This is a genomic window from Methylobacterium sp. UNCCL125, assembly GCF_900116795.1.
GTDB classification, from domain to species: Bacteria; Pseudomonadota; Alphaproteobacteria; order Rhizobiales; family Beijerinckiaceae; genus Methylobacterium; species Methylobacterium fujisawaense.
Genome location: NZ_FPBW01000024.1, coordinates 1 through 16,398, shown reverse-complemented (window position 1 = coordinate 16,398; position 16,398 = coordinate 1). Strand labels below are relative to the sequence as shown.

Here is a 16,398-nt window from a genome sequence, read left to right as displayed (position 1 = left end):
GCCACCCGATCGACGGGTCTGGCGTTACCGGAAAGGCTTTTCCGAATCCAGATGCGGCGCTTTTCGGAGCGGCGCGAACTATACCAATTGATTTGTAGTGTTTATAGGCAAAATGGCCTGAAATGAATATTACAAAGATCAGTTTCACTATTCGAGAGTTCTCTTGGTGTGGTGGTCCCACTCAGGCGGTGCGCCAAATCCGGCCTCTGTGGGGTATATGTCTCGCGCCGAACGGTGCCGGCGCGATTCCCGGGACACCCGTGTTGGAGCGGCCCGAGGGCCGCTCCGATAGCGCCTAACCGATGCCGTCGAACAGGGCCGACGAGATGTAGCGCTCGGCGAAGGAGCAGGCGACGGTCACGATGCGCTTGCCCTGGAATTCGGGCCGCTTGGCCAGCTCCAGCGCCGCGGCGACGTTGCCGCCGGTGGAGATGCCGCCGGGGATGCCTTCCAAGCGGGCGAGGGCCCGGGCGGTCTCGAAGGCGGCCTGATTGGTGACCTTCAGGACGCCGTCGAGGATGTCGGTGTGAAGGTTGTCCGGAATGAAGCCGGCGCCGATGCCCTGGATCTTGTGCGGGCCGGGCTGGCCGCCGGAGATCACCGGGGAATCCTCCGGCTCCACGGCGAAGACCTTCAGGTTCGGCAGGCGCGGCTTCAGCACCTCGCCGACACCCGTCACGGTGCCGCCGGTGCCGACGCCGGCCACGAACGCGTCGAGCTGGCCGCCGGTGTCGCTCCAGATCTCCTCGGCGGTGGTCTTCCGGTGAATCTCGGGGTTGGCGGGGTTCGAGAATTGCTGCGGCATCACGGCACCGGGGATCTCCTTCAGGAGTTCCTCGGCCTTCGCGATCGCGCCCTTCATGCCTTGTGCGCCGGGGGTGAGCGCCAGCTCCGCTCCCAGGAAGGCGAGCATCTTGCGCCGCTCCAGCGACATGGTCTCGGGCATCACCAGGATGAGCCGGTAGCCGCGGGCGGCGGCCGTGAAGGCGAGGGCGATACCGGTGTTGCCCGAGGTCGGCTCGACCAGCGTGCCGCCAGGCTGGAGCTTGCCGGAGGCCTCCAGCGCGTCGATCATGTTGACGCCGATGCGGTCCTTGACGCTGGCGATCGGGTTGAAGAATTCGAGCTTGAGCAGGATCTCGGCATCGACCCCGTGCTCCTTGGGCAGCCGGTTGAGGCGCACCAGCGGGGTGTTGCCGATCGTCTCGGTGATCGAGCCGTAGACCCGGCCGTGGCCGACCTTCGCCGGTGCGTTGATGGTATCGGCCATCGGGGAACTCCTGCGCGTGTTGAAGGATCTGACAGATCTCGGGTCCGGGACGGGCCGCGCCAAGGGATCGCTCACGCGAGGCCGGCCCGGCCGGTTCCGGACGGGAGGCTGCGATATCGCGTTGCCGCGGCCGGAGCAATCGGGCTAAGTGCCCTTACCGAAAGTTCTTTTCATTATTTCAAGGGCATTCGGCCCCGGATGGAAGGCCTTTATCGATTGGTTCGAGCCTGATGGAATTTCATTCTCCAGCCCCCGTCGAGACGACCGGCGGGATCGGCGCGTCGTCCGCATCGGGAGGGCTGGGACGGCCCCGAGGGCCGACTCGTCGGGTCGCTCTGTTGGCTGGCTTCGGGGTGATCCTGGCACGGCCGACCTGGGGGAGCGAGGTGGTCCGCCTCGTGCTCGCCACCGCGACGCCGGGCGGCGGCTTTCCAGCCTTCGGGGAGACGCTCGCCCACGCCATCGCAGCCGTCGACCCGACTTTGGCGATCGAGCGGCGTGCCACCGGCGGGTCCGCCGAGAATGTCGGCCTCCTCCGCACCGGCCGGGTCGATCTCGGCCTCGTACAGGGTGCGTACGCCTATCCGGCCCTCGCCGAAGGCGGCGACCTGACCGTTCTGGCCCCGATGTACCCGACGCCGGGCCTGTTCGTGGTTCCGGCCGGCAGCGCGATCCGCTCCGTGTCGGATCTGCGCGGGCGCAGGGTCGTGCTCGGCACCCATAATTCGGGGCTCACCGTCATGGGCCGGAGCGCCCTCAGCGCCTCGGGTCTCGATCCCGAGCGGGACATCAGCCCGATGCTGCTCGACCGGGCCGGCGACGGTCCGGCCCTGGTGCGGGAGGGCCGCGCCGACGCGCTCTGGGGCGGCGGCCTCGACTGGCCGGGCTTCCATGCTCTGGCCGCCGATCCGGGCGGAGCCCGCTTCTTCGGGCCGTCCGAGGCGGGAATCGCGCGCCTCGCGCAGCCGGGCGCGGCGACGCGGCGCCTGACAGTCCCGGCGGGCAGCTTCGCCGGCCAGACGGACCCGATCGAGACAGTCGGATCCTGGAGCTTCGTGCTCGCGCGGCCCGGACTCCGCGAGGACGCGGCCTATCGCGTCGCGGCGGCGCTGGCGCGCACGGACTTGCCCACCGCCCAGCCGAAGAACCTCGTCGGCCTCGTCCCGGCGGACAGGATCAATCCCGGGACCGCCCGCCTCCTCCGCGAAGCGGGCGTGAGCCTGCGCTGAGTCCGCCGGGCTTCAGCGGAAGGAGGCGACGCGGCGGTCGCGTTTCCGCTCGGCTGCCGGCTGGTAGGCGATCTCGGCGTGGTGGGTGCAATAGGGCAGCCCAGTGATCGACCGGGCGCCGCAGAACCGGAATTCCGGGGTCGTCGGATCGCCAAGCGGCCAGCGGCACATGGATTCCCGCAGGTCCATGATGGTCACGCGTTGCGAGACCGCCAGAGCCACAGGCTCCGGAGCCGGCACCGGCGCGGGAAATTCGGGGGCCGGACGATGGGCGAGGATCGCCACCGGCTCGGGCGCCTGTGTCTCGACCACCGCGATGGCGGTCTCGATCTCGACGGTCTTGGACGGTGGCGCGGCGGCCGGAGCCTCCTCGCCACCCCGGGCACGCCCGGCCAGACCGAGGCGATGGACCTTGCCGATCACCGCATTGCGGGTGACGCCGCCGAGCTGCGCCGCGATCTTGCTGGCGCTCTGCCCGTCTTCCCACAACCGGCGCAGCAGCGCCACGCGATCATCCGTCCAGCCGAGAACCGGTTCCATCATCCCCTCCGCCCCCTGCGGCTCGGCTGCGTTCCCGAAAGCGAGGCCGTGTGTTCGGGCCGCCGGACGCCTTATCTCGGCCGACCGTGTCGCCGCGCAGACCGCGCCCTCGCGCGCCGGCTGCCGCACCGCGTGCGACACCCTGTCTCGCCAGGCCACGGGGGAACCCTAGCGCGGCGTTCGCGAGCGTTGCAAGGGCGGCCGGTCCCCCGATGCGGGCCGCCGCGGCGCCTGTCCACCGGCAATGGCGGCGGCCGATGGCCCCTCGGCCGTGCGATCGAGGCGGCCACGCTTGTGCCCGGATCCCGTGGAAACGTGACCCCTCCGCAACAGCGCGGCCATATCGTCCTGCTCAGCCGGCTATGGTGGAACAGGCTGTACGGCCAAGCTCGTTCCGTGTGGCAGAGTGGGCGCGTTACGCGGTTCAAGGAAGCGACGATGGGTTTTCGTCAGGTCAGCCTGCGCATGGCAGTGGCGTTCGGGCTGGCGGGGCAGGTCGCGGCGTGCGGCAGCGTCCCGCGGACTCCGTACAGCGCCGAGCAGGCCGCGCTGGCGACCATCCCCGGCGTCCCCGGTGCGCGCGTCTTCGCCGACGCGTCGGTGGACACGATCGCGGCGCTCGCCGCCAATCCGGAGCGTCGCCTCAAGGGCTTCACGTATCTGGCCCTGTCGGGCGGCGGGGGTGACGGCGCCTACGGGGCGGGCGTGCTCAACGGCTGGACAGCCTCCGGCAAGCGCCCGGAATTCACTCTGGTGTCCGGTGTCTCGACCGGCGCGCTGATCGCCCCCTTCGCCTTTCTGGGACCGGCCTACGATCCCTATCTGACCGAGTTCTACACCAGCGGCGTCGCGGGTGAGCTGGTGGCCTCGCCCAACCTGGCAAACGTGCTGTTCGGCTCCGGATTGTTCGGTGACGGACGCCTGCGCAGCCTGATCGACCGCTACGTCACGGCGGATCTCCTCAAGGCGGTTGCCGAGGAGCATGCCAAGGGGCGGCGCCTCCTCGTGGTGACGACGAACCTCGATTCCCAGCGGGCGGTGATCTGGAACATGGGCGCCATCGCGGCGAGCGGCGTGCCGAACGCCCGGGAGCTGTTCCGCGACGTGTTGGCGGCCTCGGCCAGCATTCCGGCGGTGTTCCCGCCCCAGTTCATCGACGTTTCGGCCGGCGACACGCGTTTCCAGGAGATGCATGTGGACGGCTCGGTGGTGACGCCGGTCTTCACCCTGCCGCAGAGCCTCCTGTTGCGCGACGGACGGATCCGTACGGGCGGCAAGGCCGAGATCTACGTGGTGATCAACGGCCGTCTCGAGCCGGATTTCGAGGTCACGAAGGACAACACGCTCTCGATCGTCGAGCGCTCATTCACGACGGCGAGCCGGGCGCGCTCCCGGGCCACGCTCACCGCGACCTACGCGCTCGCGCGTGCCAACGGCATCGGCTTCAACCTGACATACATTGACGAGAACGGCCCCAAGGCCTCGGCCGCCAAGGGCTTCGACACCGCCTACATGCGCGCGCTCTACGATGCGGGCCTCGAGAAGGGCCGGAGCGGCACCTTCTGGCAGCATACAGTTCCGGCTTCGCCGGTCCTCAGAGAGACCGCGAGCGTCGTGGCGCACTGATCGAACAGGTTTTTCCGCGCGCCCGGCAGGGCGCGCGGTGGACGATGTCAGGTCCCGGAGCCGGATTGCCGGCGCAGGCCCGGTCCTGCCGACCTCTTATTTGCCCAGGATCTTCGTCACGAGGCGGCCGAGCGGGGTCGCCGAGCTGGCGTTCCGGTCGTCGCGGTACACGGGACGGTTCTCGTTGCCGAGGATCTTGGTGACGATGCGTCCGATCAGGTTCATGGCTCGGCCCTCCGTTATCGCGCCCAAATGGCGCAGCTTCCTATCAACGGGTGAGATGTGGGCCGCGTTCCAGATCACGCTCCCGATCGGCCGGCTCAGATCTGCATCAGGCGGATGTTGTTGGTGTTGCCGGCCGAATGGAACGGGATGCCGGCGGTGACCACGATGATGTCGTTCGGCTTGGCGAAGCCCTCGTCCTGCGCATGGTGGCGGGCCTTCGTGGTCATTTCCTCGTAGCTGTCGACATCCTCCGTCAGGACGCTGTGCGCACCCCAGAGCAGGCTCAACCGCCGCGAGGTTGCGACGTTCGGGGTCAAGGCCAGGATCGCAGCGGCCGGACGCTTGCGCGCCACCCGTGCCGCCGTGGTCCCGCTCGCCGTGTAGGCGACGATCGCGGCGGCGCGCACGGCCTCGGCGAGATCGGCCGTGGCGGTCGCCACCGCATGCGGCGGCGTCTCCTCCTCGCCCGGCTCCGAGGCCGCGATGATCGAGTGATAGAGCTTGTGCCCCTCCACGCTGCGGATGATCCGGTCCATCATCGCCACCGCCTCGACCGGGTAGCGGCCGGTTGCCGATTCCGCCGAGAGCATCACCGCGTCGGCGCCGTCATAGATGGCGGTGGCGACGTCCGACGCCTCGGCCCGGGTCGGCGCCGGGGCGTTGACCATGGAATCGAGCATCTGGGTCGCCACGACCACGGGCTTCACGGCCAGCCGGCAGGCCCGGATCAGCTCCTTCTGCCGCGCCGGCACGTCCTCGTGCGGGATCTCGACGCCGAGATCGCCGCGGGCAACCATCACGGCATCGGAGAGCCGGATGATGTCGTCGATCCGGTCTAGCGCCTGCGGCTTCTCGATCTTCGACATGATGCCGGCGCGGTCGCCGATGATGCCCCGCGCCTCGATCACGTCGGAGGGCTTCTGGACGAAGGACAGGGCGACCCAGTCGACGCCGAGATCCAGCCCGAAGGCGAGGTCGGCCCGGTCCTTCTCGGTGAGCGGCGAGAGATCCAGCAGGGTGCCCGGCAGGTTCACGCCCTTGCGGTTCGAGATCGGTCCGCCGGTGATCACCTCGGCGGTGATGGAAGTCCGCTCGGGCCCTGTGACCCGCACCCGCACCCGCCCGTCGTCGATGAGGAGTTCCTGGCCCGGCACGACGGCGTCGAAGATCTCCGGGTGGTGCAGCGGGATCGCCTGCTTGTCACCGTCGGCGCCCTCGAGGACGAAGCGCACCGTCTCCCCGGCCTGAAGATCGAGCCGGCCGCCTTGCAGCGTGCCGATCCGGATCTTCGGTCCCTGGAGATCCTGCAGTATGCCGATCGGCCGGCCCACCTCCTTCTCCAGGTCGCGGATCGCCGCGTGGACCTTGGCGTGATCCGCCTGGACGCCGTGGCTGAAGTTCAACCGGAACGTGTCGACGCCGGCGAGGAACAGGGCGCGGAGCTGGTCCGGCGTGGAGCTGGCGGGACCGACGGTGGCGACGATCTTGGCGTGGCGGTGACGGCGCATGCGGGTCTCGCCCTCCTGGGGCTGTCTCTGGGAATCGAGCCGGGCGCTCGGTCGCGCCGCCGCCGCACACAGCGGTGCCCGGCACCGCCGCGGCTCCGGCCAGGCGATGTTTGGCGCGGCGGACTGATTCGGCCGGCGCCTATCTGGCCGTCTCCCGGGCGATCCCGGCAAGCCCGGCGTCGAACACGCCGGTGATGTCGGCGACTGCGTCGGCGTCGCTCATACCCTCGGCGTCGAAGGTCGCGCTCCAGATCACCGTGGACCCTTCACCGTTGGGGCGGACCGTCAGTGTCGCATTGTAGGCGCGCACCGGCAGGGGGCCCTGGATGAAGCTGTAGCTGTAGCTCATGCCGGTCTCGTCGCGCGCGGTCTCGACTTCCGCGATCGTACCCAGGCCGCCCTTGACGACGAGGCCGCGGATCTGCGCGCGGATGCCGTCGTCGTCGTCCTCGCCCGACAGGATGCAGCGCTGGACCTGCGGGTGCCAGTTCTGGATCGCGCAGAAATCGCCGATCAGGGCCCAGACGGCAGCCGGCGGGGCCGGGATGTCACGGCTGCGGGTGACTTCCAGGGCGCTGGCTGGTCCGGCGGACAGGAGGGCCGTACCGATCGCCGTGAGATAAGCACGTTGCACGGTTCGGTCTCCTGGCGTTCGGACTGTCATGACGCGACTTGGGGCGGAGCCGCCGTCACGGCGAGTCCCCGCTGAAGGTGCCGTCGCGGGCTCGGTGTGCTACGTCGCGCGCATCTGGATCACCGGAGATGCCCATGGACGATCGCGCTGCGCCGATGCGGCCCGCGACCTGGAGCGGCCCCCTGCGGACGGTCCTGACGACCGGAGCCTCACTTCTGATCGGTCTGGTGGCGCCGACGCTCGCCGCCGCGGGGCCGGACCAATCCCCGCCGGCCACGCCCCAGCCCTTCGAGACCTGCCGGGCCGATCTGATCGCCTGGGTCACGGCGCGGGCCGTGCCGCAGAGCCTCGCCGAGGCGCAGCTCGCCACCCTGACGCCCGATCCGGACGTGCTCGCCGCAACGCAGAGCCAGGGGGAGTTCGTCCGGCCGATCTGGGACTACATCGAGGCCAGTGTCACGCCGGCCCGCATCGAGGCCGGTCAGCGCAAGCTCGCCGAGCACGCCGACACGCTCGCGGCCATCGAGGCCCGGTACGGGGTCGACCGCCACATCCTGGTGGCGTTCTGGGGCGTGGAATCGAGCTACGGCGCCGTGCTGGACAATCCGGCGGTGGTGAAACCGGTCGTCCGCTCGCTGGCGACGCTCGGCTGCAGCGATCCCAATCGCGCCACCTACTGGCGCGACGAACTGACGGCAGCGCTCCAGATCCTGGCCTGGAACCAGGCGCCCCTCGACCGGATGCAAGCGGGGCTCACCGGATCCTGGGCCGGCGCCATGGGGCACACGCAGTTCATGCCCAGCGTCTACCAGCGCGAGGCGGTGGATTTCGACGGCGACGGACGACGCGACATCTGGACCTCGGTGCCGGATGCGCTCGCGTCGACGGCTCATTACCTCATCACCCACGGCTGGAAGCCCGGAGAAAGCTGGGGCGCCGAGGCGGCGCTGCCCGAGAATTTCGATGCGGCCCTCGCCGACGAGACGACGGTCCGCACCATCGCGGCATGGCGGGCGCTCGGCGTGAAGCCTGCGCGTGACCGCGCGATGCCGGACGAGGCCGAGGCGACCCTGGTCCTGCCCGCCGGAATCCGCGGCCCCGCGTTCCTGCTGCAGCCGAACTTCGCGGTGATCCTGCGCTACAACACGGCCCTGGCCTACGCGCTCACCGTCGCGCTCCTGTCGGATCGCCTGAGCGGCGACCCGGGCCTGGTGCACGACTGGCCGCGGGGCGACCGGCCGCTCACGGCCGACGAGCGGCGCGATCTGCAGACCCGGCTCACGGAGCGCGGCTTCGCCACCGGCGGGGTCGACGGCAAGATCGGCCCCAAGACGCGGGCGGCACTGCGCGCCTTCCAGGGGTCGATCGGATTGCCGGCGGACGGCTATGCCGACGCCACGCTGCTGGACCGGGTCCGGGCGACGCCCTGAGTGGCGTCTACGCCAGGAAGGCGGGCTCGTCCCGGGCCAGCACCCGCTTGACGCTCTCCAGGTGCAGCCGCGCACTCTCGGCGCGTCCCGCCGCCTCCTGGGCCGCCACGTGCTTGACGATCGCCTCGGGCACGGTCTTGAGCGTGCGCCCCGTGCTCATGGCCAGGACCTGCGCCTGCGCGGCGCGCTCCAGATAGTAGAGATCGTCCCAGGCCTCCGCGATGGTCTCGCCCAGCACCATCACGCCGTGGTTCTTCAGGAACACCACGTCCGCCTCGCCGGCGCTCTCGGCGATCCGCCGGCCCTCGGACGCGTCGAGCGCCAGCCCGTTGTAATCCTCGTCCACGGCGATCCGGCCGTAGAAGCGCAGGGCCGTCTGGCCCGCCCATAGCAGCGGCTCGCCCTCCAGCATGGCGAGGGCCGTCGAATAGGGCATGTGGGTGTGGAACGCCGCCCGGGCGCGGGGCTTCAGCCGGTGCAACTCGGCATGGATGTGGAAGGCGGTGGCCTCGGGCTGACCTTCGCCCTCGACGACGTTGCCGTGGAAGTCGCAGAGCAGAAGGCTCGACGCGGTGACCTCCGCGAAGGCGAGGCCGTAGGGATTGACCAGGAACAGGTCGGGCCGCTCCGGCAGCACCGCCGAGAAGTGGTTGCAGATCCCCTCTTCCAGACCGTTCCGGGCGGCCCAGCGCAGGCAGGCGGCGAGGTCGATCCGGGCGCGACGCACGCTGTCGGCGTTCAGGGGCTCGTTGCTGCGGGCGGGCGGGCTTCCCGGGGCGGTAACGGCGTGCGCCATGCGTGCGGGCTTTCCTGTGTCTCGGGATCGGGCCGGGGACTCGGCCGGTGCCGCACTCTATCTACTTGCGTCCCTGAGCGCAGCCGATCTGCGCTCAGCTGCGGCCGTCGGTGACGCCACCGACGAGGTTGAGGCCGAGCAAGAAGTCCGACGCAAAATCCGTGCGGATGACCGGCTCGCGGGGCACCGCCTCGCGCAGGAGATCGCGCTCGGCGCGCCGCGCCGCGACCGCCTCCTCCACCGACACGCGCCGGAACGACAGGCGCGCCCCGCCCCGGACCTGCGCCAGCCGCCCGAGATCCGGTCCGATGACCGTGGCGATCTTCGGGTAGCCGCCGGTGGATTGCCGATCGGCCATCAGGATGATCGGCAGGCCGTTGCCGGGGACCTGGATCGCCCCCATGGCGACGCCGTCGGAGACGATGTCGTGCCCCTTGGCGTGCTTGAGCGGCGTGCCGTCGACGAAGCAGGCCATCCGGTCGCCCCGCGGCGAGACCGTCCAGGGACCCGCCAGGAAGGCCTCGATCTGGTCGGGGGCGAAGTAATCGTCCTGCGGGCCCAGCACCACCCGGATCACCCGGCCGTCGCGGTCGAGCCAGGGGGCGACGAGCCGCTGCGGCGCCCCGTCCAGGGTCCGGCCCTCGGCGACGGGCAGGCGGTCGCCCGCAGCGAGGCCGCGCCCGTCGAGGCCGCCGAGCCCCGAGCGAGTATGGGTCGCCGCCGATCCGAGGACCGGCGCCACGTCGAGCCGCCCAGCGACCGCCAGATAGCCCCAGGCGCCCGCATCGCCGGCCCGCACGACGAGCCTCTGGCCGGGTTCCAGGGTGAGCGCGACCGTATCGGGCAACGGCACCCCGTCCAGCGCGACGCGGAAACCCGGCGCGAGCAGGACGATCCCGACGGTTCCGTCCTCCGCCGAGACGGTGACGCCGCCGGTGGAGATCTCGACGGCGGTGGCGTCGAGGGCGTTCGATGCCGCCCGGTTGGCGGCGGCGTGCATCAGCGGGTCCATGGGACCCGCGGCCGTGATGCCGTAGCGCAGGTAGCCGTGCCGGCCCCCGTCCTGCAGGGTTACGCCGGGTCCGGCGGACTCGATGACGAGGGCGAGCATCAGTGGGGCTCCCCGCGCCGGGCCACCGGCTCGCCTGCCGCCTCCCGGGCTGTCAGGGCGTCGAAGGTCGCGGAATCCACCGGTTCGAAGCGGATCTGGTCACCCGCGGCGACGAAGAAGCTCGGGTCGCGCTCGGGCGCGTAGAGACGGGCCGGCGTCGCGCCGAGCACGTACCAGCCGGTCGGCATCGGCACAGTCGCCACGGCGGCGAGACCCCCGCCGATCATGACGGCGTTGCGCGGATGCGGCGGCCGCGGGCTCGCGCGCCGGGGCACCGCCAGGGCCTCCGGCAGGCCGCCGAGATAGGCAAAGCCCGGCGCGAAGCCGTACATGTAGACCCGGAACGTCGTGGCGGAATGGGTCGACACCACCGCCTCCGGCGACAGCCCGCTGCGCTCGGCGACCTGCGCGATGTCCTCGCCATGCGGAGAAGCGTAGCAGCAGGGCAGGGTCCACAGGGTCGGACTGGACGCGCGCGCGGTCGCGCCCGACACCAGCGCCCGGACCCGTTCGGCGAGCGTCGCGCGGTCGAGCACCAGCGGATCATAGTGCAGCATCAGGGAGCGGTAGGTCGGCACGCGCTCCCGCAGCCCCTCGGGCGGATCCGCCCCGAGGGCGTCGTCCAGCGCCAGGACCCGGTCGCTGATCGCCGGGTCGACCGTGCTGCCGAACTCGACCACGAGGGCCGCCTCGCCGGCGTCGAGAAGCCGGGGCTCCGCGACCGCGCTCACGGCCGGAACGGCGCCAGCGTGACGCCCGCGCCCTCCAGTCGGGTCCGCACCGCGCGGGCTGTGGCGACGGCGTGGGCGGAATCGCCGTGGACGCAGATCGAGCGGATCGGCGTCGGCAGCGTCCGGCCGTCCGCCGTGAGGATCGCGCCCGCCTCGACCATGCGCAGGACCCGGTCGGCCGCCTCGCCGGCATCGGTGATCATCGCGCCGGGCTGGCTGCGCGGGATCAGGAGCCCGGTCGGCGTGTAGCCGCGATCGGCGAAGATCTCCTGATGCACGTCAAGGCCGCAACCCTCGCCCGCCGGCACCTGGGCGGTGAGCGCGATGGCGAGCAGCGCGAGGTCGCGGTCCACGGCCCGGACGGCCCGGGCGATGGCGTCGGCCACCGGCCGCTCTTCGGCGGCGACGTTGGCCAGCGCCCCGTGCGCCTTCACGTAGGTGATGCGGTGGCCGGCATAGGCGGCCAGCGCCTGGGCGGCGCCGATCTGGTAGGCGACGAGCCGCTCGATCTCGTCCGGGCTGAACGGCATCCGCCGCCGCCCGAAGCCCCAGAGGTCGGGGAAGCCCGGATGGGCGCCGACCGCGACGCCGCGCGCCTTCGCCAGCGCGAAGGTCCGGGCCATGATCTCGGGGTCGCCCGCATGGAGGCCGCAGGCGACGTTGGCCGAGGTGACGATCCCGAGGATCGCCGCGTCGTCGCCGCAGGCATAGGCGCCGTAGCCCTCGCCGAGGTCGGAATTCAGGTCCACGCTGGTCATCGCCGCCGCTCCGCGTGCCGATCGGGTCTCATAGGGCCGCAACGGGCTCCGGCTCGCTCGGATCCGCGCTGCAAGAATCGAGCGCGCGGCCCGCCGTCTCGGGCAACAGAAGCGCCGCGACGATCACGAGGCAATAGGCGCCCGCCGCCACGACGCCGATGGCGATGCCGAGTGTCAGCGAGCCGCTGAGATGGCCCACCACGGCCGGGCAGATCGCGCCCGTGGCGCGGCCGAAATTGTAGCAGAAGCCCTGCGCGGAGCCGCGGATCCGGCTCGGGAACAGCTCGCTCAGGAAGGCGCCCATGCCGGAGAAGACGCCGGAGAGGAAGAAGCCGAGGGGGAAGCCGAGGACCAGCATCACCGGGTCGGTGATCGGGATCAGCGTGTAGGCCAGGACGAGGAGACCGGCGCAGAAGCCGAACAGGATGAAGCCCAGGCGGCGCCCGATGCGGTCGGAGAGCCAGGCGCTGGTCAGGTACCCGACGAATGATCCGAAGATCAGCATCAGCAGGTAGCCGCTGGTGTTCAGGACCGAGAGGTTGCGCTCGGTCTTCAGGTAGGTCGGAAGCCACGTGGTCACCGCGTAGTAGCCGCCCTGCATGCCGGTCGCCAGCAGGCTCGCCAGCACGGTCCGGCCGATCAGCGGACGGGAGAAGATGTCGAGGAAGCTGCCCGTATCGCCGACGTCCCGCATGGCGGCGCGCGTCTGCCGGTAGACTTCCGGATCCTCGATGTTGCGGCGGATCCAGAAGATCAGCACCGAGGGGAGGGCGCCGAGCCAGAACAGGATCCGCCACGCCACGGCGGGCTCCGCCAGGGCGAACACGGCCCAGAAGGCGATCGCCGCGCAGGCCCAGCCGACCGCCCAGCTCGACTGGACGAGGCCCACCGCCTTGCCGCGATAGCGGGCCTGGATCGTCTCGGCGATCAGCACGGAGCCCACCGACCACTCGCCGCCGAAGCCGAAGCCCTGCAGCGCGCGGGTGACGAGCAGTTGCTCGTAGGAGTGCGTGAAGCCGCTGAGCACCGTGAACAGTGTGAACCACGCGACGGTACCCTGCAGGATGACCACCCGGCCGTAGCGGTCCGCCAGGATCCCGGCCGCCCAGCCGCCGATGGCCGAGGTCACCAGCGCGGCGGTGGCGATGTTGCCGGCCTCGACCTTGGTCAGGCCCCAGACCACGACCAGCGTCGGGATCAGGAAGGTGTAGACCATGTAGTCGAACGCATCGACGCCGTAGCCCGCGAAGGCCGCGCCCAGCACCCGGCGCTCCGCCGGACTCGTGTCTTTCACCCACATGGCGCAACTCCTTGGCGGACAGGCCGTCATGCGGCCGGGAGGGTCACAGGAACGGCAGGTCGCGGTTGAGGAGGTCGGTGATCAGCATGTGACCGGGCGCGTGGGTGATGCAGAGCGGCAGCCGCGCCGCCATCGCCACCGCCTGGGGAGTGACTCCACAGGCCCAGAAGACCGGGAGCTCGTCGGGCTCGATCGGGACCGGATCGCCGAAATCCGGCTGCGCGATGTCGCGGATACCGATCAGGCTCGGGTCGCCGAGATGGACCGGCGCTCCGTGGACCGCCGGCATCCGGGCCGTGACCTGCACGGCCTTGATGGCGTCCGCCGCCTTCATCGGCCGCATGGAGACCACCAGGGGGCCGTGGAACGGGCCCGAGGGCCGTGTGGCGATGGAGGTCCGGTACATCGCGACGTTGCGGCCGAGGGCGACGTGGCGGAGCGGGATGCCCGCCGCGATCAGGCCGGCCTCGAACGAGAAGGAGCAGCCGAGGACGAAGGTGACGAGGTCGTTCCGCCACACGCCGGTCAGGTCGGGCAGCTCCGCCACGAGTTCGCCGCCCTCGTAGACGCGATAGCCGGAAACGTCGGTGGCGAGGTCGAGATCGGTGCCGAGCGTCGGAAGCGTGCGGGCGCCGGGCTGCGAGACGCCGAGGATCGGGCAGGGCTTCGGGTTCTGCTGGCAGAAGCGGTGGAAATCCTCCGCCATGGCCCGCGGCAGGATCATCAGGTTGCCCTGCGCGTGGGCGGGCACGAGACCCGAGGTGTGGCCCCGGAACCGACCCGCGCGGATCGCGCGCCGCGCTTCCGCCGCATCGGCGAAGACAGGTGCTGCGCCGTCGGCGCCCAGGTGCTGGCTCACCGCGATGATCTCCCTGGCTGGTTGTCGAGCGCCGGGCCGGCATCGTCGGCAGCCCGGATTCCGCAAGATCCCGATCGCTTCAGCGATTCATGTCCTGCCGCAACGATTTCATCGCGCCGCAGGGCACGCCAATCGTGATTGCGAATGAGGCGCGATAAACCAGTCTTATCGGCCGGCGGCCCAGGTTTCGGCCACGTCCTGGGCGAGGCGGGCCGCATCCGCCACGAAATGGTGGGCCGGCCGCTTCATGTGCATCGCCGTGAAGGTCAGCTCCGAGAGCAGCGGCTCTGCCGGCAGGACGCGGAGGGTGCCGGCGCGGATCTCGGCCTCGACCACCGCCGGCGGGATCACGCAGATCCCGAGGCCCTCGATGCCCATCTTCACGATGGTGGCGAGCGAGGCGCTGGTGTGGATCTGGCTCGGCAGGAGGTTCTCCTGCAGGACGAGGTCGCGCAGCTCGACATAGGGGCTGGTGTTGCGCGGGTAGGTGATGAGCGGATGGTGCAGGAGCGCGCCGAGGCTCAGGGGCGCGTCGCCCGGCAGCAGGCCCGGCGCGGCGATCCACGCGACCGGGGTGCTGAACAGGGCACGGTTGACGAAGCTCGGCAGGGTGATCGGACCCACGAGGAGTGCCAGATCGATCTCGTCGGCGACGAGGGCGGCCTGCATGTTCGGCGAGATGTCCACGGTGATGTCGACGCCGATCCCGGGATGGGCGGCGCGCATGCGCTCGATGAAGCGCGACAGCCACAGATGGACGATCGTCTCGGACACGCCGAGCCGCAGGGTGCCCCGCGTGCGTCCGGTCTCGTGTAGGGCCGCGCTCATCTCGTCCTGCAGAGCCAGGAACCGCTCCGCGAAACCCAGGAGGAGACGCCCCCGCTCCGTCAGGGCGACGTCCCGGCTTCGGCGCTCGAACAGCGTGCCGTATTCATGCTCCAGGGCCGCGATGCGCTGGGAGACGGCCGGCTGGGTCGTATTCACCTTCTCGCTGGCGCGGCGAAAGCTGGAGAGTTTCGCAACCCAGTAAAACACCTCCAAGCTGCGGAAATCCGCCATCCCGCGATTGTCCCGCTCCGCCGTCGTGGCCGATCATATCGCGCCCTCGCGCGCTGGCATGCAAGCCGTCGGCCGTCGCGTATCGGCGCGGGATCACCCCGTCCCGCCGCGAGGTCCGCCCGCCCGCCCGGATGACAGGGGCGCGGTTCAGGGCGACGGAAAATCCGAAAGCCTGGCGCTCCCGTGGCGCTTCGGGCGGCACCAATCAGCGCAGGCGCGAAGCCTGAGGGCCTCGTGAAACCCCTTCCAGAAGCACCGACAAGAGCCCGACATCGCGAGGGGAATGCTCAGGTGTGGGCGCAACGGTTTCGGGTGGCCCCACACATGCGGAAACCCCGGGAGCGGAATGCTCCCGGGGTTTTGTCGACCTCGCGACCAGGTTGATCGGGCTGGGATGCAAGGGTCGAGCGAGGGGCATCGCCATCCCGCGGCGACCGGCATGCAGAGGACCAGTCCCATGCCAAGTCTCCGCGAGGGGCGATGGCCCCTCGAGTCACGCTCGGCTTAGTACGAGCCGAACTTGTAGTTCAGGCCGGCGCGGACGACGGCGAACTCGGTCTTGGCGGCGGCGCCGTTGAGGTAGGCGGTGCCGTTCGGGGGCAGGAGGTTGCCGTAGAAGACGCCGCCGGCGGAGTTCTTCTGGCGGTCGAGGCTGACGTACAGGCCTTCGACCTTCAGGGTGACGGCCGAGGAGCGGAAGAAGTTCAGGAAGGAGTCGGTGGGCAGGGCGTACTCGACGCCGCCGCCGGCGGCCCAGCCGGTGCGGAAGCTGTCGCGGAAGCGGTTGCCGGAGAAGTTCTGGTCGTCCTGGCCGGATCCGTAGGCGAAGCCGCCGGTGCCGTACACGAGGGTGCGGTCGAAGGCGTAGCCGAGGCGGCCGCGGACGGTGCCGAAGTAGTCGAGGCCGTTGCCGCTGGTGGCGACGAAGGCGGGCGGGTTGGAGAAGGCGACGCCGGGGAAGCCCAGGAAGCTGTAGTTCTGGGTGGCGTTGGCGCGGCGGGCGAAGTCGACGTACTGGGCGTCGGCCTCGAAGCCGATCACCACGCCCGAGCCCGGCGTGAACTGGTAGTTGTAGCCGATCTGGGCGCCGCCCGAGAAGCCGTCGTTGTTGTTGCGGTTGTTGACGCTGACGACGCCCGAGGTGCCGGGGGAGTTGATCAGCGAGCCGCCCGGCAGGGCGTAGCTGGTGGTGTTGCGGCTGTTGGCGTCGAAGCCGTAGCCGGCGTTCACACCGACGTAGAAGCCGGTCCAGGTGAACACCGGCACCGGCGTGAACACCGGCGGCGGCGCAGCGCGGCGCGGCAGGTCGGCGGCGGACGCCG

The 16,398-nt window shown here is 70.6% G+C and carries 16 protein-coding genes; 3 read left to right on the top strand and 13 right to left on the bottom strand.

What is annotated here, in order from left to right; translation table 11 throughout:
• Positions 1-295: 295 nt before the first annotated feature.
• On the bottom strand, positions 296-1,270 hold the full coding sequence (gene cysK / locus BM396_RS22685; protein ID WP_043346761.1) for a cysteine synthase A: 975 nt from the start codon (positions 1,268-1,270) through the stop codon (positions 296-298).
• A gap of 338 nt (positions 1,271-1,608) precedes the next feature.
• Here cysK and BM396_RS22680 point away from each other — a divergent pair, with 338 nt between their 5' ends.
• Positions 1,609-2,499, top strand: coding sequence for a TAXI family TRAP transporter solute-binding subunit (locus BM396_RS22680; protein ID WP_051044653.1), 891 nt, complete (start codon positions 1,609-1,611; stop codon positions 2,497-2,499).
• Between the two features lie 12 nt (positions 2,500-2,511).
• On the opposite strand, the gene BM396_RS22675 is transcribed toward BM396_RS22680, so the two are convergent.
• A complete protein-coding gene (locus BM396_RS22675; RefSeq protein WP_091994958.1) occupies positions 2,512-3,039 on the bottom strand; it encodes a GcrA family cell cycle regulator in 528 nt (175 codons plus the stop codon).
• 438 nt (positions 3,040-3,477) lie between these two features.
• Between BM396_RS22675 and BM396_RS22670 the strand changes: the two genes are divergently transcribed.
• The gene (locus BM396_RS22670) at positions 3,478-4,665 is read left to right on the top strand and encodes a patatin-like phospholipase family protein (protein WP_043382908.1); all 1,188 of its coding nucleotides are present in this window, start codon (positions 3,478-3,480) and stop codon (positions 4,663-4,665) included.
• A gap of 96 nt (positions 4,666-4,761) precedes the next feature.
• Here the strand turns inward: BM396_RS22670 and BM396_RS22665 are convergent, their stop codons facing one another.
• The 3 genes from BM396_RS22665 to BM396_RS22655 all read right to left on the bottom strand — a co-directional run bounded on the left by BM396_RS22665 (position 4,762) and on the right by BM396_RS22655 (position 7,032).
• A complete protein-coding gene (locus tag BM396_RS22665; protein ID WP_043354815.1) occupies positions 4,762-4,890 on the bottom strand; it encodes a hypothetical protein in 129 nt (42 codons plus the stop codon).
• 95 nt (positions 4,891-4,985) lie between these two features.
• Positions 4,986-6,398 carry a pyruvate kinase gene (gene pyk / locus BM396_RS22660; protein ID WP_043382905.1) on the bottom strand — a complete coding sequence of 471 codons (1,413 nt, stop codon included), beginning with the start codon at positions 6,396-6,398 and terminating at the stop codon, positions 4,986-4,988.
• 139 nt (positions 6,399-6,537) lie between these two features.
• A complete protein-coding gene (locus tag BM396_RS22655; protein ID WP_051976077.1) occupies positions 6,538-7,032 on the bottom strand; it encodes an SRPBCC family protein in 495 nt (164 codons plus the stop codon).
• 134 nt (positions 7,033-7,166) lie between these two features.
• On the opposite strand from BM396_RS22655, the gene BM396_RS22650 reads away from it, so the two are divergent.
• The gene (locus tag BM396_RS22650; RefSeq protein ID WP_081948671.1) at positions 7,167-8,462 is read left to right on the top strand and encodes a lytic murein transglycosylase; all 1,296 of its coding nucleotides are present in this window, start codon (positions 7,167-7,169) and stop codon (positions 8,460-8,462) included.
• Between the two features lie 7 nt (positions 8,463-8,469).
• Here the strand turns inward: BM396_RS22650 and BM396_RS22645 are convergent, their stop codons facing one another.
• The 8 genes from BM396_RS22645 to BM396_RS22610 all read right to left on the bottom strand — a co-directional run.
• Complete coding sequence (locus tag BM396_RS22645) at positions 8,470-9,258, bottom strand: aldolase (RefSeq protein WP_043382902.1); 789 nt, start codon at positions 9,256-9,258, stop codon at positions 8,470-8,472.
• Between the two features lie 94 nt (positions 9,259-9,352).
• The gene (locus BM396_RS22640) at positions 9,353-10,369 is read right to left on the bottom strand and encodes a 5-oxoprolinase subunit C family protein (protein ID WP_043382899.1); all 1,017 of its coding nucleotides are present in this window, start codon (positions 10,367-10,369) and stop codon (positions 9,353-9,355) included.
• The gene (locus BM396_RS22635) at positions 10,369-11,100 is read right to left on the bottom strand and encodes a 5-oxoprolinase subunit B family protein (RefSeq protein WP_043354799.1); all 732 of its coding nucleotides are present in this window, start codon (positions 11,098-11,100) and stop codon (positions 10,369-10,371) included. Before BM396_RS22635 ends, BM396_RS22640 begins: the two co-directional genes overlap by 1 nt.
• Positions 11,097-11,858 carry a LamB/YcsF family protein gene (locus tag BM396_RS22630; RefSeq protein ID WP_043382896.1) on the bottom strand — a complete coding sequence of 254 codons (762 nt, stop codon included), beginning with the start codon at positions 11,856-11,858 and terminating at the stop codon, positions 11,097-11,099. The genes BM396_RS22635 and BM396_RS22630 overlap by 4 nt, the downstream gene beginning before the upstream one ends.
• A 28-nt stretch (positions 11,859-11,886) precedes the next feature.
• Complete coding sequence (locus BM396_RS22625; protein ID WP_043382894.1) at positions 11,887-13,158, bottom strand: MFS transporter; 1,272 nt, start codon at positions 13,156-13,158, stop codon at positions 11,887-11,889.
• Between the two features lie 43 nt (positions 13,159-13,201).
• The gene (locus BM396_RS22620; RefSeq protein ID WP_043382891.1) at positions 13,202-14,017 is read right to left on the bottom strand and encodes a putative hydro-lyase; all 816 of its coding nucleotides are present in this window, start codon (positions 14,015-14,017) and stop codon (positions 13,202-13,204) included.
• A 165-nt stretch (positions 14,018-14,182) separates the two neighbouring features.
• Positions 14,183-15,076: a LysR family transcriptional regulator gene (locus BM396_RS22615; protein ID WP_043382889.1), complete on the bottom strand. Its 894-nt coding sequence runs from the start codon at positions 15,074-15,076 to the stop codon at positions 14,183-14,185.
• Between the two features lie 504 nt (positions 15,077-15,580).
• The coding region (locus tag BM396_RS22610; protein ID WP_091955457.1) for an outer membrane protein at positions 15,581-16,398 on the bottom strand (818 nt) is incomplete at its 5' end.